We start from the raw sequence: 20,133 nt of genomic DNA on the forward strand, positions 1-20,133 counted from the left end.
ATTGCTTCAAGAGATGTCAGCGGGATAGCGCCTGGGCGGCGCTCGACCGGCGTCCCGCTTCGGCTCCCCTCCACCGAGTTCACGCGACCCCTCCATGCCCCTCGTTCCCTCGTCGCACGATGCGGTGCCGGCTGCGCCCGGCGCGGACCTCACCCAACGGCAGGAGTCCCAGGAAGACGCCCGGCGGGAGGCCGCGTCCCTGCGCCGCCGCCGCTTGGCCCTCTTCGTGCCGACTGTCGCGACGGCGCTCGCCCTCGCCGCGGCGGCGCTCGCCGCGACCGGCGTGCCGGACGGGCCGCTCGACGCCGCGGTGCTCGCGCTGTTCTGCCTGGCGATGGCCTGGCAGTCCTACATCGCCTGGACCTACCTCTACGGCGCGCTCGCCACCGGACTCGGGCCACGGGTGATGTCGCGGGTGGAGCGGCAGGCGGCCGTCCTGCCGCCGGTGGCGAGCGGCCGCAGCCGCACCGCCGCCGTCGTGGCGATCCACGCCGAGGACGCGGCCGCGGTCTTCGCGGCGATCCGCGTGATGGCGCGGTCGCTCGCCCGCACCGGCGGCGACGGGCGCGACCTCGACATCTTCGTCCTCAGCGACACCCGCGACCCGGAGATCGCGGCGGCCGAGGAGCGCGAATTCGGCCGCATCCAGGCGTGGCGCGAGGAGGCTTGGCGCGAGCAAGCCGGGTCCGGCCTGCCGGCGATCCGCTACCGGCGCCGGCGGGAGAATACCGGCCGCAAGGCCGGCAATATCGGCGAGTTCTGCGCCACCTACGGCCACGAGTACGACTTCATGATCGTGCTGGACGCCGACAGCCTCATGACCGGTGCGGCCATGCGCCGCCTGGTGCGGCTGATGGAGGAGAACCCGCGCACCGGCCTGATCCAGACCGTCAGCTACGCCGCCGGGCGCGACACGCTGTTCGCCCGCATCCAGCAATTCGCCGTGCGGCTCTACGCCCCGCTCTCGATCCGGGCGCTGGAGACCTGGCAGGGGCCGGACGGGGGCTACTGGGGCCACAACGCCATCGTGCGCGTCAAAGCCTTCGCGGCCAATGCCGAGCTGCCGGTGCTGCCCGGCCGCGCGCCGCTCGGCGGCGAGATCCTGTGCCACGACACGGTCGAGGGGGCGTTCCTGCGCCGGGCCGGGTGGGAGCTGCGCCTCCTGCCGGAGGAGCCCGGCACCTGGGAGGAGATGCCCACCAACCTCACCGACCTGCTCGGCCGCGAGCGGCGCTGGTGCCAGGGCAACCTGCAGCATCTCGGCATCATCGGCTTGCCCGGCCTCACCGCCGGCAGCCGCTGGCACCTCGGCGCCGGCATCCTGTCCTACCTCGCCTCGCCGGTCTGGGTCGCGTTCCTAGGGTTGGGCACGTGGCAGGCGATCCGCAGCGGCGATCTCGGACTCCTCGCCTACGGGCTGACCGGCGAGGGCCCGGCGGCGGCGATCCTGGCGTCCCTGAGCCTTGCCGTGCTGGCGGCTCCGAAGCTCCTCAGCCTCGGCCACGTCCTGCTCTCGCCCGAGCGCCGCGCCGCCTTCGGTGGCACGCGGAGCCTGCTCGTGAGCGCCGCCCTCGAACAGGCCCTGTGGGTGCTGCTCTGGCCGGTCATGACCCTGTTCAACGCCGGCGCCGTGGCGACGACTTTCGCCGGGAGAGTGGTGCGCTGGGACACCCAGGTGCGCGACGACCGCCGGGTGCCGTGGTCCGAGGCCTGCCGGCTCCAGGCCGATTCGCTGGTCGCCGGCATCCTGCTGGCGGCGGCCGTGGCCTACGCCGCCGATCCGTTGCTGGCCCTCTGGATGGCGCCGCTCGTCCTCGCGCTCCTGGCGAGCCCGGCCCTCAGCGTGCTGACGAGCCGGGCCGATCTCGGCCAGGCGGCGCGCCGGCGCGGCCTGTTCCTCACGGTCGACGACACCGCCCAGGCGCCGGAACTGCGCGACCTCGCCGCCGCCCGCGCCGCGCCGCCGGCCCTCGCCCGGTCGCAGCCGGTGCGCGGCGAGGCTCCCGTCTGGCTCGCCACGGCGACCGACGACGCGAAGGCGTCTCCGCCGCGGGACATCTGAACGGCCGGAACGCCTCTCACGATCCCGCGTTTCGACTGTTGAGTTCGTTGCGACTGTTGCGGATAGGGGGATCGCTTCGGTTCGGGACGAGAGGGCCTACATGACTGCGCCGGCCTGCGTCGAGCCTCTGGGTCGTCGCCTTCCCTCGGAGGACGAGCGGGCGGCGGCCAACCAGCTCCGCACGATCCTGGCAAGTCACGCGACCGACCGAACGAGCCTGCGCATCCTCGACCAGGCCAAATCCCCGGTCGAGGTGACGCTCACCCCCGCCTTGTCGAACTTGCTGATCGATCTGCTGTGGCATGTCGGTAGCGGCCACGCGGTGACGCTGGTGCCGGTCGGGCAGATGCTCTCCACCCAGCAGGCGGCCGACCTGCTGAACGTTTCGCGACCGTTCCTCATCTCCCTGCTCGACCGGCAGGAGATCGCCCACACGCTGGTCGGGCGGCACCGTCGGATCAAGGCGGAGCATCTGTTCGACTACAAGCGAGCGCGGGATGCCAAGCGGGGCGAGGCATTGTCCGCCCTGGCGGAGATGGATGCCGAGCATCTCTGAGCGATGTTCGCCAGCCGTTTCACCGCCTTCATTGATGCCTGCGCACTCGCCGGTGCCTTGAAGCGAAACCTGCTGCTGACTTTGGCGGAAGCCGAGTTCTTCCGCGTTCGCTGGTCAGACCCCGTCCTGGACGGAGACGGAGCGCGCCATCGCGGAGATCCTGTCAGGCAAGGGTGTTCCCGACGCTCATGCCCACGCAACGCGCGCACGAGCCAACATGGAGGCAGCGTTCGAGGAGGCCATGGTCACGGACTTCTCGGATGTCCTGATCCACGGCGAAAACCTGCCGGACAAGGACGATGCCCACGTCTTGGCTGCGGCTATCAAGACGCGCGCCTCGGTCATCGTGACGGACAACCTGAAGGATTTTCCGGCGGAGATTCTTCTGCCGCTGGATCTCGAGGCTCGTTCCACGGACCGCTTTCTCGCCGATACGATCGCGCTCGGCATGGGCCGGGCGACTGCTGCCATTCGCACGATGCGGCTACGGTTCAAGCGGCCCGAGAAGCACCCCGAGGCGCTTCTCGTCGACATGGATGCTGCCGGCCTCGTCGAGACAGTCGACGTGCTCCGCCCCTACGCTGCCGTGCTGTAGCGCCGGCCCTACTGCGCCGGCTTGCCCAGCACCTTGATCGGGTCTGTGCGCTGGCTCGGCTTCGGCTCGGCGGTGAGGCTGTCGGCGCGCTCTCCCGGGCGGCCGCGGACGCTGCCGGTGGTGGCGGGGCTGCCCTGGCCGGCGGTGGCGCGGTTGGTCGGGCTCGTCACCGGCACGGCGCCGCTGGCGAGTTCGAGGCAGGTCAGCATCTCGACGTAGCTCGGGAAGCCGCCGGCGGTCGATTGCTGCGAGCACTGGGTCTTGGCCGAGCTGGAGAACTGGCCCCAGCGCTTGCGCAGCTCGTCGCCCGCCGAGCGCTCGGAGCGCAGGCAACCGTCCGAGCCGGCCTCCTGGCTGACCGAGGCGCGGCCGGGGGAGTTGCAGGTGCCGGCGATGTCGAGCCGCGGCGGACCATCCGCCGCGACGAGGACGAGGTGCGCGCCGAGAAGCGCGAAGGGCAGGGCGGCGGGCATGGCGGGTCTCCCGTGAGCTAGCGAAGAATTGGGCCGGCGAACAAAAAGCGTCGCCGGTTCAACGCGCAAACGGCGCCGGAAGCTCCCGTGGCCTTTTTCGCCGGCCTGATCCGTCACTCCTGCCGCAGCGCCTGGTCCAGATCCGCGAACAGGTCGTCCGCATCCTCGATGCCGACCGAGAGCCGCAGCAGGTCCGGCGGGCAGGGGGTGCTCGGGCCCTCGATCGAAGCCCGGTGCTCGATCAGGCTCTCGACGCCGCCGAGCGAGGTCGCGCGCTTCCACAGACCCACCCGGGCCGCCGTCCGGATCGCCGCCGCCTCGCCCGCCGCCACCCGGATCGACAGCATGGTGCCGAAGCCGCCGGTCATCTGGCGCGCCGCCACCGCGTGGCCGGGATGCCCGGGCAGGCCCGGATACAGCACCTGGGCCACCGCCGGATGGGCCGAGAGCCGCCGGGCCAGCTCGCCGGCATTCGCCATCTGGGCCGCGATGCGCACGTGCAGGGTGCGCATGCCGCGCATCAGCAGGTAGGCCTCGAACGGCCCCAGGATCGCGCCGTTGCCGGAGCGGATGCGCTGGATCCGGGCCCAGAACGCGTCGGATGTCGCGCCGGCGAGCGCCCCGGCGATCACGTCGGAATGGCCGTTGAGCACCTTGGTGGCGGCATGCATCACCACGTCGGCGCCGAGCGTCAGGGGCCGGGTGACAACCGGCGAGCTCGCGGTCGAATCGACGGCGAGCCGCGCGCCGGCCGCGTGGGCGATCTCGGCCGCCCCCGCGATGTCGGTGACGGTCCAGAGCGGGTTCGAGGGGGTCTCGAGCCAGACGAGCTTGGTCTCGCCGGGCCGCACCGCGCGTTTCAGGGCATCGAGGTCGTCGGTGGCGATGAAATCGACCTTCAGACCCCAGCGGGTCGCCTCCTCGGACAGCCAGCGGCGCAGCGCCCAGTACATCACGGTCGGCGCCACGATGTGGTCGCCGGGGTCGAGGGCGCCGAACACCGCCGTGGCGGCGGCCATGCCGGAGGAGAACAGGAGCGCGCCGGCCTCAGCCTCCTCCAGCATCGCGATCACGGCTTCCGCCTCGCGCACCGTGGCGTTGTCGGGCCGGCCGTAGACGTAGCCGGACGAATACTGGTTGTCGGGGTCGCGGATATAGGTGGTGGCGACGTGGATCGGCGGCACCACGGCCTTCGTGACCGGATCGACGTGGCCGAGCGCCTGGGCGGCGAGGCTCTTCTTCGACCATTGGCGCGGGGCGCTGCTCATGCCGGACTCCAAGATGCGACGAGACGATGCGACGAGGATGTTTTGCTCCCCCGCCGCCCTTGCAGAACCGGTGCCGGCGCGCAACCTCCATCCCGGTATAGTGCACCTCACAAAACTCCCGTTGCGCCGACGTCGCCAGAGCGAGCGACGACGGTGATCGGGAGTTTTGTGAGAGACACATAGCACCCGAGCCCGAGATGCCGCCGACCGCAACGCTTCACCGTCCCGCCCGGCCCGTCCTCTCGCCCGTGCCGCGCCTCCTCGCGGCGATCGCCCCCGTCGCCGCGGTGGCGGTCGTGGGAAGTCTCGCGACGACGCCGAACATCCCGACCTGGTACGCGGGCCTCGCCAAGCCCGGCTTCACGCCGCCGAACTGGCTGTTCCCGGTCGCCTGGACGATCCTCTACACGCTCATCGCCTTTTCGGGCTGGCGGGTGCTCGGCACCGCGCCGGCGACGGGGAGCCTGCGGCGCACCCGGACGCTCGCCCTGTGGGCGTTCTTCGTCCAGCTCGCCCTCAACGGCGCCTGGACGCCGGTGTTCTTCGCCCGGCACGACCTGGGCGGCGGCCTCGTCGTGGTGCTCGCTCTGCTGGTGATGATCCTGTGGACGATCCGGCTCTTTCTGCCGCTCGACCGGCTCGCCGCCCTCGTCCTCGTGCCCTACGCCGCGTGGGTGGCGTATGCGACGGCGCTCAATGCGGCGATCTGGTGGATGAACTGAGGAGGGGTCGCAGCGACCCGCCTCCGTCCCGACCACGACCTCATCCTGAGGTGTCAGTCGATCGAGGATCGACTGACCTCGAAGGAGGCCTCCAGAAGGCTCTGAGAGAACTGGAGCCCTCCTTCGAGGCCGCTACGCGGCACCTCAGGATGAGGTCGTGAGTGGGATGAGTGGCATTCTCGACGTCTTGGACGCGGAACGTTTTCTCACGGCACCAGCACGATCGCCCCGGTCACCGTCCGGGCCTCCGCCGCCTCGTGCGCCTCCACCACCCGGTCGAGGGGGAAGCGGGCCCCGATATCGACCGCGACGTGGCCGCGGCCGATCGCGTCGAACAGGTCGGCGGCGTTGGCCCGGAAGGTGGCCGGGTCGGCGTTGTGCGGGAAGACCGAGGGGCGGGTGAGGAACAGGCAGCCCTTCTTGTTCAGGAGCTCCGGGTCGATCGCCGGAGCAGGCCCGGACGCCGCGCCGTAGGAGACGACGAGCCCGAACGGGGCGGCGCAGTCGAGCGACTTCAGCAGGGTGTCCTTGCCGACCGCGTCGTAGACGACACGGGCCTTGGCGCCGCCGGTCGCCTCCAGGAAGGCCCTGGGCCAGTCGCCGTCGAGGTCGATCACGGCCTTGCAGCCGGCGGCGAGCGCGGCGTCGCGCTTGGCCGCGGAGCCGGTGGTGCCGATGACCGTGGCGCCGAGCGCCGTGGCCCAGCGGGTCAGGATCTGGCCGACGCCGCCGGCGGCCGAATGGACCAGCAGCAGGTCGCCCGCCTGAACCGCGTGGGTCTTGCGCAGCAGGTACTGCGCCGTCATGCCCTTGAACAGCAGGGCGGCGGCGGTCTCGTCGCTGACGCCGTCGGGCAGCCGCACGAGCTTCCCCGCCGGCACGTTGCGCCGGTCGGCATAGGCGCCGACCCCGGCATTCATGTACGCGACCCGGTCGCCGGGCTTCACGTCCGTCACGTCGGGGCCCACCGCCTCGACCACGCCCGCCGCCTCGAAGCCGAGCCCGGTCGGCCGGTCGAGCGGGTAGATGCCCCGACGCTGGTAGATGTCGATGAAGTTGAAGCCGATCGCGGTCTGGCGCAGGCACACCTCGCCCGTGCCGGGCGCGGCCAGCTCCCCGCTCTGCAGGGTCATGACCTCTGGCGGGCCGAACTCGGTGATCACCACGCGGCGTTGGGTCGTCATGCCGGGTCTCTCCTCTGATCCGCCCCGCTCGTGGTCCCGGTATGAACCCGCCGGGAGGCGTGATAAATCCGGGCCCGCATTCGAAATTCGAAACGGCGGGTTTGCAATCGATGGACCGCCTCTCGGGCATGGAGGCCTTCGCCCGAGCCGTCGAGACCGGCTCCTTCTCCGCCGCAGGCGACCTGCTCGGGCTCTCGCCGCAGGCGGTCGGCAAGCAGGTGCGCCTGCTGGAGGAGCATCTCGGCGTCCGGCTGATCCACCGCACGACCCGCCGGCAGAGCCTGACCGAGGCGGGGCGCGACCTCTACGAGCGGGTGCGGGTCATCCTGGCGGAGGTCGAGGCGGCGGAGGCGGTGGCGGCGCGCAGCCAGGCGGTGCCGCGGGGCCAGATCCGCGTGAACGCCCCGGTCACCTTCGGGGCCTACGACCTCGCCCGGGTGCTGCCCGCCTATCTCGCGGCCTACCCGCAGGTCGACGTCGAGCTGACCCTCTCGGACCGGAAGGCCGACCTGATCGAGGAGGGCTACGAGGTGATCTTCCGCGTCGGTCCGCCGGCCGGGAACGGCCTGATCGCCCGGCCCTTGCGCCCGATGGACTTCGCCCTCTGCGCCGCCCCGTCCTACCTCGCGGCGCGGGGCGCGCCGCGCGCGCCGGCCGACCTCCGGCAGCACGAATGCCTCGGCTTCGCCTACATGGCGACGGGGGATCAGTGGCGCTTCGTCGGACCGGAGGGCCCCGAGACGGTCGAGGTGTCGTACCGGCTCCTGGTCAATAACGGGCAGGCTCTCCTGACCGCGGCGCTCGCCGGCCTCGGCCTGCTGCTGCAGCCGGTCGCCCTGGTGCGGGACGCCGTGGCGGCGGGCCATCTGGTGCCGGTGCTGGCGGATTACCGACCCGTCTCCCGGCCGATGCACCTGCTCTATGCGCCCGACCGGCGGATCACCCCGAAGCTGCGGTCCTTCATCGACTTCGCGCTCGCCCGCTTCGCCGGCCCGCCTTCCGCAGGATAAGGGGTGTCAGCGCGCCGCCACCACCCCGGCGCCGCGCAGGGTGCGGGACACGGTGGCGCGCATGTCGGCGAGGGTGAAGGGCTTGGTCAGCACGTCGGCGACGATCGCGTCGAGGCCGCGGGCGCGCTCGCGCTGGTCGGCGAAGCCCGTCATCAGCAGGATCGTCAGGTCCGGATAGTCGCGCTTGGCGGCGAGCGCCAGGGCGATGCCGTCCATCAGGGGCATGCGGATGTCGGTCAGCATCAGGTCGAACGCGGTCTCGGACAGCCGGTCGAGACCGTCGCTGCCGTCGACCGCGGTCACGACCGTGTGGCCGTCCATCTCCAGCCCGCGCTTCAGGAAGCCGCGGATCGGTTCCTCGTCGTCGACCAGCAGGATGCGCGCCATGTCCTCTCGTCTCTCGTCCTCTCGTCGCTCCGGGCCGAAAAACCACGCGGACACGGCGAGTGTGACGGGGCCGGCGGCACCGGGTCAAGCCGTTGCGGCAGCTACGGTTCCGAATTCGTGCCGCTTTCCGGAGCGCGGCGCGCCGGCGTTGCAAACGCGCACCGCTCCGGGCCCCGACGCCGTTGCCGGAGCCGTCTCGCCCCGAAGCCCTAACCCTTGTCGAACAGGTCCGGCCCGTCGTCACCGTAATCGACGAGGCCGACATAGGGCAGCTGCCGGAAGGCGTGGGCGACGTCCATCCCGTAGCCGACCACGAACACGTCCGGGCAGGTGAAACCGACGTAGTCCGCATCCATCGTCACCGCGCGCTTGCCGGGCTTCTCGAGCAGCACGGTGGTGAGCACGCGGCGCGCGCCGCGGGCCATCAGGAGGTCCTTGGCGTAGACGAGGGTGCGGCCGGATTCGAGGATGTCGTCGATCAGCAGCACGTCGCGCCCGCGCACCTCGCTCTCGACGTCGCGCAGGATCGCCACCTGGCCGGACGACACCGTGGCGGCGCGGTAGCTCGACAGGTGGATGAACTCGACCTGCGGCGCGAGACCCGCCCGGTGCAGCGCCCTGATCAGGTCGGCGGCGAACATGAAGCTGCCCTTGAGCACCGCCACCACCAGGAGGTTCTCCAGCGGCTGGCTCGCGATGGCGCGGGCGATCTCCTCGTTGCGCTGCGCGATGGCGGATTCGTCGAACAGGACGCGGACGCGGGGCAGGTTCATCGGTCTCGGTCTTTGCGGTTCACGGGACGTTCGTCGGAGCCCTCAGGCTGACGGCAGAATCCCCGCTGTCAACCGCGGCGAAGCGGACCAGCACGTCGCGCCCCCTGGCCGGCGCGTTCGGCAGCTCGGCCCGGAAGCGGGCGGTCTCCTCGGGTTCGAGCCGGTCCCGCGGCGCCGGGGCGGTCCAGCGGTAGACGACCTGGCCGTGCTCGTCGCGCAGTTCGAGGCGCAGCGGCGGCACCGCCACCGCCTCCTTCGCGGCGCTCACCAGGTCGCCCTCGACCACGACGCGCCCGCTGCCGGAGGCGTCCGGCACCTGATAGGCGGCGACGTCCCGGAAGGCGAGGCCGCGCAGGTTCACCGGCAGGCCGAGCCCCGCATAGAGCCGAGCGGTCTGGGGCAGGGCGCGCACGATTCCGGCCCGGCCCGCCGGCACCAGGGCGAGCACGCAGGCGGCGAGTCCTGCGGCCGCCAGCGCCGCCCCGGCGAGGCGCCGGCGCGACGGCCGTCCGGCGGCGGCCGTCGCGGCCCGCGTCCCGGCCCGGCGGGGCGCGGCGGTCCCGGCGGCGGAGAACACCGCCTCGCCCGGGGGCGAGAGGTCGGGCCCCGGCTCCGCGACGGGGGCGGAGACGAACCAGGGTTCGCGGCAGGCGGCGCAGCGCACGGTGCGCCCGGCCGGGCCGATCTGCTCGGGATCGAGCGTATATTCGCTTGCGCAGGCGGGACAGACGATCAGCATGGCGAATCAGTCGGGCGCGGCACCGAGGCCGGACCACGACTCCTCCCGCGACAGCCTTAATGCGTGGTAAAGCGGCGCGGATCGTCGGGGCGCTCGCGGTGAAATGGCGCTCGCGCCGGGCGGGCCCGGGCAAGCGACGCGGGATATCGAGCGACGCGGGACGTGAGGACCGGTCGGAAATGGGGACCGGCGCGCAGGGAGACCGGATGGACGCGAGGAAGGACCGGGGGACCGGAGGCAGCCTGCTCGGCGGGATGGACGAGCCGGTGGTCCGGTTCGAGAATGTCGGCATGCGCTACGGGGTCGGCCCCGAGATCCTGAGCGACATCAGCTTCACCATCGCGCCGCACTCGTTCCAGTTCCTCACCGGCCCGTCGGGCGCCGGCAAGACGACGCTGCTGCGGCTGATCCTGCTCTCGGTGCGGCCGAGCCGGGGCCTCGTCTCGGTGTTCGGCGAGGAGGTGAGCGGCATCTCGAGCGGCGCGCTGACCTCCCTGCGCCGGCGCATGGGCGTGGTGTTCCAGGATTTCCGCCTGCTCGACCACCTGACGACCTACGAGAACGTCGCCCTGCCCCTGCGCGTCCAGGGCCGGGCCGAGACGAGCTACCGGGCCGAGGTGGTGGAGCTCCTGCGCTGGGTGGGCCTCGGCGAGCGCATGCACGTGCTGCCGCCGCTCCTGTCCGGCGGCGAGAAGCAGCGCGCGGCGATCGCCCGGGCGCTGATCGCCCGGCCGGAACTGCTGCTCGCCGACGAGCCGACCGGCAACGTCGACCCCCAGCTCGGCCGGCGCCTGCTGCGCCTGTTCGTCGAGCTCAACCGCCTCGGCACCTCGGTGCTGATCGCCACCCACGACTTCGCCCTGATGGACCTCGTCGACGCACGCCGGTTCGTCCTGGGCAACAACCGCCTGCGGATCGAGGGATGAGCCGCGGGGAGACGCATCATGTCTGACGGAGCCACCCTGGAGCGCCCGCCGCGGCGCGAAGCGCCCGGCGGCGACCTGCCGCCGACCCTGCGCCGCAACGCGGCGCTGGTGCCGACCGACACCAGCGCCGGCCGGGCGCTCGCCGCGGTGATCGCGATCCTGACCTTCCTCGCCGCCCTCTGCGCCGGGGGCGCCGAGATCGTCGCCTCGAGCGCGGCGCAGTGGCAGGGCTCGGTGGCGCAGGAGGTGACGATCCAGGTCCGGCCGGGGCCGGGCCGCGACACCGATGCCGACGTCGCCAAGGCGGCCTCGCTCGCCGCCAACACCCCTGGCATCGCCTCGACGCGGCCCTTCACCAAGGCGGAATCCGAACGCCTGCTCGAACCCTGGCTCGGCAGCGGCCTCGATCTCGGCGACCTGCCGGTGCCGCGGCTCATCACGGTGCGGCTGGGGTCGAGCACCCCCGATCTCGGCGCCTTGCGCCAGCGCCTCGCCGAGTCCCTGCCGGGGGTGGCGAGCCTCGACGACCACGCGCTGTGGCTCTCGCGCCTCTCGACCATGGCGAACACGGTCGTGGGCGTCGGCGTGGCGGTCGTGGCCCTGGTGCTGCTCGCCACCGGGCTCGCCGTCACCTTCGCGACCCGCGGCGCGATGGCGGGCAACCGCGAGGTGGTCGAGGTGCTGCACTTCGTCGGGGCGGACGCCGACTTCATCGCCCGGGAGTTCCAGCGCCGCTTCTTCCGCTTGGGGTTGCGCGGCGGGGCGATCGGCGCGGTGGCGGCCTTGGCGGTGATCGGGGCCGGCGGCGCGCTCGCCCGGTTCTGGCGCGCAGGGCCGGCCGGCGACGAGCTCGAGGCCCTGTTCGGCGGCTTCGCCATCGGCTGGCGCGGCTATGCCAGCGTGGTGCTGATCGGGGTCATCGCCTCGGTCGTCACCGCGGTGGTCTCGCGCCTCACCGTGCGGCGATTCCTGGATTGACGGCCTCGGCCGGTTCCGCGCGGCCCGCCGGGCGTCACGCCGCCTGCCGCAGCCCCGGCAGGTTCAGCTCCGGCAAAGCCGCGACCGTCGGCCGGGCGAAGAGATAGCCCTGGAACAGAGTGATGCCGGCCTCGCGGAGCGCCGCGAGTTCCTCGGGCGTCTCGATCCCCTCGGCGATCACCGCGACGCCGAGGGCCCGGGCGATGCCGATCACCCCGGAGACGATCGCCTGCCGGGCCGGCGATCCGGCGATGCCGCGGATCAGCTCCATGTCGAGCTTGATCAGGTCGGGCTGGAAGCGCGCCAGCAGGCCGAGGCCCGCATAGCCGGCGCCGAAATCGTCCAGCGCCGTGAGGAAGCCGCGCTGACGGTAATCCGTGACGATGCGCTGGACGTGCGCGACGTCGGTCATGCGCTCGTTCTCGGTGAACTCGAACATGATCCGCTGATGCGCGAATCCGATCCGCCGCGCCGCCTCCAGGGTCGCCCGGATGCAGGCCGCCGGCTCGTAGACGGCGTTCGGCAGGAAGTTGATCGACAGCCGCAGGTCGCCGGCCGGAAACAGCCCGCCGGCGAGTTCGATCGCCTTGGTGCGGCAGGCCTGGTCGAAGCGGTAGCGGTTGCCGTCGTCGACTTGGCCGAGGATGTGGCCCGCACCCTGCCCCTCGGTGCCGCGCACCAGGGCCTCGTAGCCCCAGACGGCGCCCCGCTCGAGGTCGACGATCGGGTGGAACGCCATCGTGAAGGCGAAGGGCAGCGGCTCGCCGCTCCTGCACTGCCCGCACCCGCTGCTCTTGGTCATGGTACCAGTCCGGCTTCGTCGGACGATACCCTCCCACCGTTATCTTCACGCAAGATGAAACCGGCGCTCCGGACGTGCGAAAAAGCTCATATTCCTATCGTCATCATTCCCGCGCCTGCGGCACGGCGTTGACCCACAGCACCACGGCGATCCGGTCGGGGGACGGGTTGCGGTAGCGGTGCGGGCGCCGGCTGGCGAAGCGGAAGCTGTCGCCGGGCCCGAGCTCCGCCGTCGTCTCCTCCACCGTGAGGACGAGGGCGCCCTCCATCACCAGCCCGGCCTCCTCGCCGTCATGGACCAGGGCCTCGTCGCCGGTTCCGGCCGCCGGCGCGAGCTGCATCAGGAACAGGCTCAAACGCCCGTCGCCCTGCGTCAGCAGCTGCTTTGTGATGCCGGCGCGCCAGAGCGTGAGCGCCGCCCGCTCGCCGGCCCGGGTGACGATCCCGTCGGCCGCGGCGCCGTCGGGCCCGCCGAACAGGGCACCGATCCCGACCCCGAGGAGGTCGGCGACCTGCGTCAGCGCCCGCAAGGACGGCGAGGACAGGCCGCGCTCGACCTGGCTGAGATAGCCGATCGACAGCCCGGTCGACACCGCCACCGCCTTCAGCGACAGTCCGCGCGCCTGCCGCAAGGCGCGCAGCCGCTGCCCGACCGCGAGATCGGCCGCCACTGGTCCGCCGGCTTGCCCGCTCCCCTGCTCGTTTGGTGGTCGATCTGCCGCCTGTTTCATGCGCATGAAATTCGATTGCGAGGGGCAGCGAAATATGGCCTGATGTTCATGTCAATGAAATTCGAGCGGTGAACCGCCGAAGAGCCGCACGAAGCCGGCAGGGGAGAAGAGGATGAGGCGTCTGATGCGGGCCGCAGGGGCGGCCCTGGTTCTGCTCGCAGGGAGCGCCCTCGCCCGTCCCGCCCTGGCGCAGGAGACGGTGCGGGTCGGCTCGACGCCGACGGGCGTCCCCTTCACCTTCCTCGACACCAAGACCAACACCATCCAGGGCGTGATGGTGGACGTGATCACCGCCATCGGCAAGCAGGCCGGCTTCTCGGTGCAGATCGAGCCGTTCCAGTTCTCGACCCTGATCGCGGCGCTCACCGCCAAGAAGATCGACGCGATCTCGGCCGCGATGTTCATCACGCCGCCGCGCCAGGAGGTGATCGCGTTCTCCGGTCCGGTCTACGCCTACGGCGAGGGCATGGTGGTGCCGAAGGCCGACACCAAGGCCTACACGGCTTTCGCCGACCTCAAGGGCGAGACGGTGGGCGCGCAGGTGGGCACCGCCTTCGTCGACGCGCTCAAGAAGTCGGGCCAGTTCGCCGACGTGAAAGTCTACGACACGTTCCCGGACATGCTGCGCGACGTCAATGCCGGCCGGGTCAAGGCGATCTTCGCCGATTCGCCGATCATCGCCTACAACCTCAAGAGCGGCAACTTCCCCAACGCCCACCTCGTCGCCTCGTACAAGCCGGTGGTCGTCGGCTCGGTCGGCATCGGCGTGCGCAAGGACGACACCGCGCTGCTGGCGAAGATCAACGCGGGGCTCGCCAAGATCAAGGAGAACGGGGAACTCGCCAGGATCCTGGAGAAGTGGGGCCTGCAGCCCTCCGTGAACCCGTCCTGAGCGGATCGCCCCGTTCCATGGACAGCTTCCTGTCTGACGCCCGCGAGTTCGTGCCGATCCTGCTCCAGGGCGTGTGGCTGACGATCCTGATCACGGTCGGCTCGCTCGTGGTCTCGACCGCGCTCGGCCTCGTCTGGGCGATGATGCGGGTCTCAGGGATACGCGCCCTGTCGTTCTTCGCCGCGACCTTCATCAACGTGATCCGGGGCATCCCGATCATCGTGCAGCTGTTCTACATCTACTTCGTGCTGCCGGATTTCGGGCTGTCGCTCTCGGCGGTGCAGGCGGGCGTGCTGGGCTTAGGGCTCGCCTACTCGGCCTACCAGGCCGAGAATTTCCGCGCCGCCATCGAGGCGATCGACAAGGGTCAGGTCGAGGCGGCGCAGACCATCGGCATGGGCTGGGGGCTGACCATGCGGCGGGTGCTGCTGCCGCAGGCCTTCCGCACCGCGCTGCCGCCCTTCGGCAACGTGATGATCATGATGCTGAAGGATTCCTCGCAGGCCTCGACCATCACGGTCGCGGAACTGGCGCTCCAGGGCAAGCTCATCGCCTCGGCGACCTTCAAGAACACCAGCGTGTTCACCCTCGTCGCACTGATGTACCTGACCTTGAGCCTGCCGCTGATCCTGATCGTGCGCCACTTCGAGAAGCAGGCCGGTCGGCGATGATCGTGCTCGACGACGTCCGCAAGTCCTTCGGGGCGCTGCAGGTCCTGAAGGGCATCACCGCCAGTGTCTCGAAGGGCGAGGTGGTCTGCGTGATCGGGCCGTCGGGCTCGGGCAAGTCGACGGTGCTGCGCTGCATCAACGGCCTCGAATCCTACGATTCCGGGACGATCACCGTGAACGGCCGCCAGGTCGACCGCAGCCACCGCTCGATCCGCGGCGTGCGGGTCCAGGTCTCGATGGTCTTTCAGCGCTTCAACCTGTTCCCCCACCGCACGGCGCTCGAGAACGTCGTCGAGGGGCCGATCTACGTGAAGGGCGAGGACCGCCAGGAGGCGACCGAGCGCGGCCGGGCGCTGCTCGCCCGGGTCGGGTTGTCGGGCAAGGAGGAGGCCCACCCGCAAAAACTCTCGGGCGGCCAGCAGCAGCGGGTCGCCATCGCCCGGGCGCTCGCCATGCGGCCCGACGCGATCCTGTTCGACGAGCCGACCTCGGCCCTCGACCCGGAGCTCGTCGGCGAGGTTCTGGGCGTCATGCGCGGGCTCGCCGAAGAGGGGATGACCATGGTGGTCGTCACCCACGAGATGAGCTTCGCCCGTGAGGTCGCCGACCGGGTGCTCTTCCTCGACGGCGGCGTGATCGTCGAGGAGGGCCCGGCCCGCGAGGTGCTCGGCCGCCCGCAGCAGCCCCGCACCCAGGACTTTTTGAGGCGGGTGCTGAACCCGCTGTGACGAGTGTCCCATGACAGAACCCTTCCCCCTCGGGCCCGCCCTCTGGGCCACCACCGCCGCGCCCCCGCCCGCGACGACCCCGCTCGCCGAATCCGGCCGGGCCGACGTGGTGGTGATCGGCGGCGGCTTCTGTGGCCTGTCGACGGCACTCCACCTCGCGGAAGCCGGCCTCAAGCCCGTGGTGCTGGAGGCGCGCGAGATCGGCTTCGGCGGCTCGGGCCGCAACGGCGGCCAGGTGATCCCGGGTCTCAAGCACGATCCCGACGAGCTGGTGCAGCTGTTCGGGCCTGAGCGCGGCGAGCGCCTCGCCGCCTTCGGGGCCGGCACCGCCGACGCGGTGTTCGACCTCATCGCGAAGCACCGGATGGAGGTGCCCCACACCCGCACCGGCTGGATCCAGGGCGCGCATACCGACGAGGGGCTGGTCCAGGCCGAGCGCCGGGCCGAGCAATGGGCGCGGCGCGGCGCCCCGGCGCGCCTCCTCGACAAGGCCGAGACCGACCGGCTGATCGGCTCGGAGCGCTACCGCGGCGGCTGGCTCGACGGGCGCGGCGGCGCGGTGCAGCCGCTCTCCTACGCCCGCGGCCTCGCCCGCGCCGCGCTGGCGGCCGGCGCCCGGATCCACACCGACACCCCCGTCACCGGGCTGTCGCGGCAGGGCGCGACCTGGACGGTGCGGACGAAGGCCGGCCCGAGCCTGACCACGGAGCGGGTGGTGCTCTGCACCAACGGCTATTCGGGCGACCTGTGGCCGTCCTTACGCCAGACGATCATCGCGGCGAACTCGTTCCAGGTCGCGACCACCCCGCTCTCCGACAACCTGCGCCGCAGCGTGCTGCCGGAGGGCCAGGTCTCCTCCGACACCCGCAAGCTCCTGCTCTATTTCCGCCTCGACCATACCGGCCGGCTGCTGCTCGGCGGGCGCGGGCCGTTCCGCGAGCCGCGGGGCCAGGGCGACTGGGCGCATCTGGAGCGGATCGTCCCGAAGCTGTTTCCGCAACTCGCCGGGATCGGCTTCGACCACCGCTGGTGCGGCCGGGTCGCGGTCACCCGGGACTACCTGCCCCACCTGCACACGCCTGAGCCCGGCCTCCTCATCGATATCGGCTGCCAGGGCCGGGGCGTCGGCCTCCAGACCCGCATGGGCCAGGCGATCGCCGCCTATCTCGCCCGGGGCGACGCCGACGCGCTTCCCCTCGCTCCCACGCCGATCACGCCGCTGCCGCTGCACCGCCTGCACCGGCTCTACGCTTCGGCGGTGGTCGCCTGGTACCGGTTCCGCGACGGCGGATTGTAGCGGCGGCCCATCGGAACAGCACGTCGGGGCGGCAAAGTGGGGCGGCAAGCCGGCGCGGGAAGTCGAGAGCCGTTGCGGCGCGATGCCGAACGCCTCGTGGGCCGCATCGACGTCCCGCACCGCGGTTGCGGTTGGACCGGAACGCAGCGGAAGCGATGTCCCGGCGCTGGAATATTGTCCGGTATTCAGGGGAATGATGTCCGCCGTCGCCCGACGGCACGTAAGGTCGCCGCATCGGGGCTGCCGCGTTGTAATCCCTTGTACGGGGACGCGCGTCGCATCCCGCTCGCCGCCGTCCGGGTGCGTTCGAAGTGAAACGATTCCCACACCCTTGAAATCGAAGTCGGGCCCTATACTCGACCTCTCTCTCGGCGAAGTCCGTTTTCGGCCCGCGGCTTCATCGCTCCTTAAGCCCCCGGGCGCATACACGTCGCCTCTACGCGTTCGCTTCGACCAGACGAGAGCTGTGGACCCGACGATCCCGATCTTGCGGCCCACCGGGGCCCCGCGCCGCCGCTCCTTCCGGATGGTGGCGGCCTCCGCCGGCCTGCTGGCGGCGCTGATCGCCGCCGCGGCGGGGCTGCTGGTCCGCAACCTGCACGAGCACGCGGTCGCGGAGACCGAGCGCAGCCTCGTCGGCCTCTCCACGATCCTCGCCGACCAGGCCGACCGGGCGCTGCAATCGATCGAGCTGGTCCAGGAGACGGTGATCGCCGAGGCCCGGACCGCGCAGGTGGCGAGCGAGGAGGCCTACGCCGCCTTCGCGGGCCGCGAGGCGCTGCACGAGGCTCTCAAGACCCGCATCGCCGCCCTGCCGCAGGTGAACGCCGTCACGGTGATCGACCGCCGCGGCAACCTCCTGAACTTCAGCCGCTACTGGCCCATCCCGAAGGTCAACATCGCCGACCGGGACTACTTCAAGGCCCTGGCGGCCGATCCCGCCCTCGACCGCTTCATCAGCCGGCCGCTGCTGAACCGCGGCGACGGGGTGTGGACGATCTACATCGCCCGCAAGGTCCGCGCCCCGGACGGGGCCTTCCTCGGCCTGGTGCTCGGCGCGGTCGAGCTCGGCTATTTCGAGCGGCTCTACCGGACGATCGCCCCGACGCCGAACGACGTGATCGCGGTGTTCCGCGACGACGGGACGCTCCTGGTGCGCCATCCCCAGCACGACGGCAGCGTCGGGCAGGTCTTCGCGAAGGTCGGGGCATCCGGCGTCGCGCTCAAGAAACTGGCCAGCGGCGTGATCCGCACCACCAGCCCGATCGACGGGCGCGACCGCATCATCGCCAGCCGGACGCTGGTGCGCTACCCGATGCTCCTGAGCGTCAGCCGCACGGCGGAGGCGAGCCTCGCCGGGTGGCGCCGGCAGGCCTGGCTCGTCGGCGCGGCCGCGCTGCTGCTCGATCTCGGCCTGGGCGGGCTGGTGCTCCTCGCCTTCCGCCAGGCGCGGGCGCAGGCGCAGCTGGTGCAGGCCGAGGCCGCCCGCGCCGCCGCCGAGATGCGCGCGCAGGCCGAGCGGGAGCTCAGCACCCAGCACGCCCAGTTCGGCATCGCCCTCGACCACATGACCCAGGGCCTGTGCCTGTTCGACCGCGACGACCGGCTGATCGTGATGAACGCGCGCTACGCCCAGATGCACGCCGTGCCGGAGGCCTTGCGCCGGCCGGGCGTGCCGCTCTCCGCGTTGCTCGGACATCTCGGTGCGGCCGGGCGGCTGGCAATCCCGCTGGTCGAATCCTGTGCCCGCATCGCCTCGGGGGGCACGCCGGCGAGCTTCACCTGGGACCTCGCCGACGGGCGGGCCATCGCGGTCGTGCACGTGCCGATCCCGGGCGGCGGCTGGATCTGTACCCACGAGGACGTGACGGAGCGCCGCCGCAACGAGGCCCGCATCGCCCACCTCGCCGGCCACGACGCCCTGACCGGGCTGCCGAACCGTGCCCAGATGCAGGAACGCCTCGACGCGGCGCTGGCGGCGCGAACCGGCGACCAGGCGGTGAGCGTGCTCTGCCTCGACCTCGACGGCTTCAAGGAGGTCAACGACACCCACGGCCACCCGGTCGGCGACGAGCTCCTGCGTCTCGTGGCGCAGCGGCTCCAGGAGGCGGTCGGCGCCACGGCGCTCGTCGGGCGCCTGGGCGGCGACGAGTTCGCGGTGATCCGCTGCGCGCCCTCGCACCCGGCCGGCGTGGCGGCGCTCGCCGAGCGGATCGTGCAGCTGCTGCGCCGACCCTTCGAGGTCCAGGGCCACGAGGTCGGCATCGGCACCTCGATCGGCCTCGCGATGACGGACGAGCCCGGCCTCACCACCGCCGAGCTCCTGCGCCGGGCCGACGTCGCCCTCTACCAGGCGAAGGCCTCCGGGCGGAACGGCTGGCGCTCCTTCGACCCGGCGATGGATGCCGACCTGCAGCGCCGCCGCCAGCTCGGCACGGACCTGCGCGTCGCCCTCGCCGAGGGGCAGCTCGACCTCCACTACCAGCCGATCGTCGCCGCCGAGGGGTCGGCCCTGCGCGCCCGCGAGGCGCTCCTGCGCTGGCGCCACCCGCGCGAGGGGTTCGTCAGCCCGGGCGAGTTCATCCCGATCGCCGAGGCGACCGGGCAGATCCGCCGCCTCGGCGCCTGGGCGCTCGCCCAGGCCTGCGCCGACGCCGCGTCCTGGCCGGCGGAGGTCAAGGTGGCGGTGAACCTCTCCCCGGCGCAGTTCGTCGGCGACGGCCTCGTCGAGGAGGTGACCGCCGCGCTCAAGGCTACCGGCCTGCCGCCGGGGCGGCTCGAGCTCGAGATCACCGAATCGGTGCTGCTGCAGGACGACGAGGCCACGCTCGCCATCCTGCACCGCCTGCGGGCGCTCGGGGTCGGCACGGCGATGGACGATTTCGGCACCGGCTATTCCAGCCTGAGCTATCTGCGCCGCTTCCCCTTCGACAAGATCAAGATCGACCGCTGCTTCGTGCAGGGCCTCGGGCAGGAGGCGGGCGAGGAGACCGGCAGCGTCGAGATCGTCCGCGCCACCGTCGGCCTCGGCAAGGCCCTCGGCATGATCGTGCTGGCCGAGGGCGTCGAGACCGAGGCGCAGGCGGCGATCCTGCGCGAGGCGGGTTGCGACGAGTTGCAGGGCTACCTGTTCGGCCGGCCCTGCCCCGTGGGGGCGCTGCCGGGGGCAGGGGCGGCCGGCGGCGGGGTGTCGGCGGCGGCGTGAACCGACCCGCTCGTGACCCGACCCGTTCGGCGTCTCCCGCCGGCAGCTTTGAGAACCTCCGCTGCGCGGCCCCGGGATGACCCTGTGAGGCGGGACCGCGAGCGGGAGACCATGATTCGCAGGCAATTCGCCTTC

At 71.8% G+C, this 20,133-nt stretch carries 20 protein-coding genes; 12 read left to right on the forward strand and 8 right to left on the reverse strand.

The features are described 5' to 3' along the window. Window positions 1-94: 94 nt before the first annotated feature. The 3 genes from mdoH to DK412_RS30700 all read left to right on the forward strand — a co-directional run bounded on the left by mdoH (window position 95) and on the right by DK412_RS30700 (window position 3,213). Window positions 95-2,062, forward strand: a complete 1,968-nt coding sequence (mdoH, locus tag DK412_RS21730; RefSeq protein ID WP_109973657.1) for a glucans biosynthesis glucosyltransferase MdoH — start codon at window positions 95-97, stop codon at window positions 2,060-2,062. A gap of 100 nt (window positions 2,063-2,162) precedes the next feature. Continuing rightward, window positions 2,163-2,618 carry a helix-turn-helix domain-containing protein gene (locus DK412_RS21735; RefSeq protein WP_109973658.1) on the forward strand — a complete coding sequence of 152 codons (456 nt, stop codon included), beginning with the start codon at window positions 2,163-2,165 and terminating at the stop codon, window positions 2,616-2,618. A gap of 217 nt (window positions 2,619-2,835) precedes the next feature. Continuing rightward, window positions 2,836-3,213: a PIN domain-containing protein gene (locus DK412_RS30700; protein ID WP_204165421.1), complete on the forward strand. Its 378-nt coding sequence runs from the start codon at window positions 2,836-2,838 to the stop codon at window positions 3,211-3,213. A gap of 8 nt (window positions 3,214-3,221) precedes the next feature. Here the strand turns inward: DK412_RS30700 and DK412_RS21745 are convergent, their stop codons facing one another. Then, complete coding sequence (locus DK412_RS21745; protein ID WP_109973659.1) at window positions 3,222-3,686, reverse strand: hypothetical protein; 465 nt, start codon at window positions 3,684-3,686, stop codon at window positions 3,222-3,224. 113 nt (window positions 3,687-3,799) lie between these two features. After that, window positions 3,800-4,954, reverse strand: coding sequence for a PLP-dependent aspartate aminotransferase family protein (locus DK412_RS21750; RefSeq protein ID WP_109973660.1), 1,155 nt, complete (start codon window positions 4,952-4,954; stop codon window positions 3,800-3,802). A 197-nt stretch (window positions 4,955-5,151) separates the two neighbouring features. On the opposite strand from DK412_RS21750, the gene DK412_RS21755 reads away from it, so the two are divergent. Next, entirely contained in the window at window positions 5,152-5,676 is a 525-nt protein-coding gene (locus DK412_RS21755; protein WP_109973661.1) for a TspO/MBR family protein, read from the forward strand. A gap of 206 nt (window positions 5,677-5,882) precedes the next feature. On the opposite strand, the gene DK412_RS21760 is transcribed toward DK412_RS21755, so the two are convergent. After that, window positions 5,883-6,860, reverse strand: a complete 978-nt coding sequence (locus tag DK412_RS21760) for a quinone oxidoreductase (protein ID WP_109973662.1) — start codon at window positions 6,858-6,860, stop codon at window positions 5,883-5,885. Window positions 6,861-6,970: 110 nt separating this feature from the next. Here DK412_RS21760 and DK412_RS21765 point away from each other — a divergent pair, with 110 nt between their 5' ends. Next, window positions 6,971-7,870, forward strand: coding sequence for a LysR family transcriptional regulator (locus DK412_RS21765; protein WP_109973663.1), 900 nt, complete (start codon window positions 6,971-6,973; stop codon window positions 7,868-7,870). Between the two features lie 6 nt (window positions 7,871-7,876). Here DK412_RS21765 and DK412_RS21770 read toward each other — a convergent pair whose 3' ends face one another. From DK412_RS21770 to DK412_RS21780, 3 genes are all read right to left on the reverse strand, one after another. Then, a complete protein-coding gene (locus tag DK412_RS21770) occupies window positions 7,877-8,257 on the reverse strand; it encodes a response regulator (protein WP_109973664.1) in 381 nt (126 codons plus the stop codon). Window positions 8,258-8,466: 209 nt separating this feature from the next. Beyond that, window positions 8,467-9,030: a hypoxanthine phosphoribosyltransferase gene (gene hpt, locus DK412_RS21775; protein ID WP_109973665.1), complete on the reverse strand. Its 564-nt coding sequence runs from the start codon at window positions 9,028-9,030 to the stop codon at window positions 8,467-8,469. Window positions 9,031-9,049: 19 nt separating this feature from the next. Beyond that, the gene (locus tag DK412_RS21780; RefSeq protein WP_109973666.1) at window positions 9,050-9,769 is read right to left on the reverse strand and encodes a DUF3426 domain-containing protein; all 720 of its coding nucleotides are present in this window, start codon (window positions 9,767-9,769) and stop codon (window positions 9,050-9,052) included. Window positions 9,770-9,975: 206 nt separating this feature from the next. Here DK412_RS21780 and ftsE point away from each other — a divergent pair, with 206 nt between their 5' ends. Together ftsE and DK412_RS21790 are read left to right on the forward strand one after the other, a co-directional pair. Further along, a complete protein-coding gene (gene ftsE / locus DK412_RS21785) occupies window positions 9,976-10,695 on the forward strand; it encodes a cell division ATP-binding protein FtsE (protein ID WP_093570244.1) in 720 nt (239 codons plus the stop codon). 18 nt (window positions 10,696-10,713) lie between these two features. Beyond that, window positions 10,714-11,673 (forward strand): ABC transporter permease, encoded by a 960-nt coding sequence (locus tag DK412_RS21790; RefSeq protein WP_109973667.1) that lies wholly within the window; start codon window positions 10,714-10,716, stop codon window positions 11,671-11,673. Between the two features lie 34 nt (window positions 11,674-11,707). Here the strand turns inward: DK412_RS21790 and DK412_RS21795 are convergent, their stop codons facing one another. Further along, window positions 11,708-12,475 (reverse strand): EAL domain-containing protein, encoded by a 768-nt coding sequence (locus DK412_RS21795; protein WP_109973668.1) that lies wholly within the window; start codon window positions 12,473-12,475, stop codon window positions 11,708-11,710. Between the two features lie 103 nt (window positions 12,476-12,578). Next, window positions 12,579-13,145, reverse strand: coding sequence for a cupin domain-containing protein (locus tag DK412_RS21800; RefSeq protein WP_348629341.1), 567 nt, complete (start codon window positions 13,143-13,145; stop codon window positions 12,579-12,581). Window positions 13,146-13,317: 172 nt separating this feature from the next. Here DK412_RS21800 and DK412_RS21805 point away from each other — a divergent pair, with 172 nt between their 5' ends. From DK412_RS21805 to DK412_RS21825, 5 genes are all read left to right on the forward strand, one after another. Further along, on the forward strand, window positions 13,318-14,097 hold the full coding sequence (locus DK412_RS21805; protein WP_109973669.1) for an ABC transporter substrate-binding protein: 780 nt from the start codon (window positions 13,318-13,320) through the stop codon (window positions 14,095-14,097). A gap of 17 nt (window positions 14,098-14,114) precedes the next feature. Next, the gene (locus DK412_RS21810; RefSeq protein ID WP_109973670.1) at window positions 14,115-14,768 is read left to right on the forward strand and encodes an amino acid ABC transporter permease; all 654 of its coding nucleotides are present in this window, start codon (window positions 14,115-14,117) and stop codon (window positions 14,766-14,768) included. Further along, window positions 14,765-15,496 (forward strand): amino acid ABC transporter ATP-binding protein, encoded by a 732-nt coding sequence (locus DK412_RS21815; RefSeq protein ID WP_109973671.1) that lies wholly within the window; start codon window positions 14,765-14,767, stop codon window positions 15,494-15,496. The genes DK412_RS21810 and DK412_RS21815 overlap by 4 nt, the downstream gene beginning before the upstream one ends. Window positions 15,497-15,506: 10 nt before the next feature. Beyond that, a complete protein-coding gene (locus DK412_RS21820; RefSeq protein WP_109973672.1) occupies window positions 15,507-16,793 on the forward strand; it encodes an FAD-binding oxidoreductase in 1,287 nt (428 codons plus the stop codon). 487 nt (window positions 16,794-17,280) lie between these two features. Further along, window positions 17,281-19,998: an EAL domain-containing protein gene (locus DK412_RS21825; protein ID WP_245447169.1), complete on the forward strand. Its 2,718-nt coding sequence runs from the start codon at window positions 17,281-17,283 to the stop codon at window positions 19,996-19,998. The last annotated feature ends 135 nt before the right edge of the window (window positions 19,999-20,133 follow it).

It is taken from the genome of Methylobacterium sp. 17Sr1-1 (genome assembly GCF_003173775.1).
Lineage (GTDB): Bacteria > Pseudomonadota > Alphaproteobacteria > Rhizobiales > Beijerinckiaceae > Methylobacterium.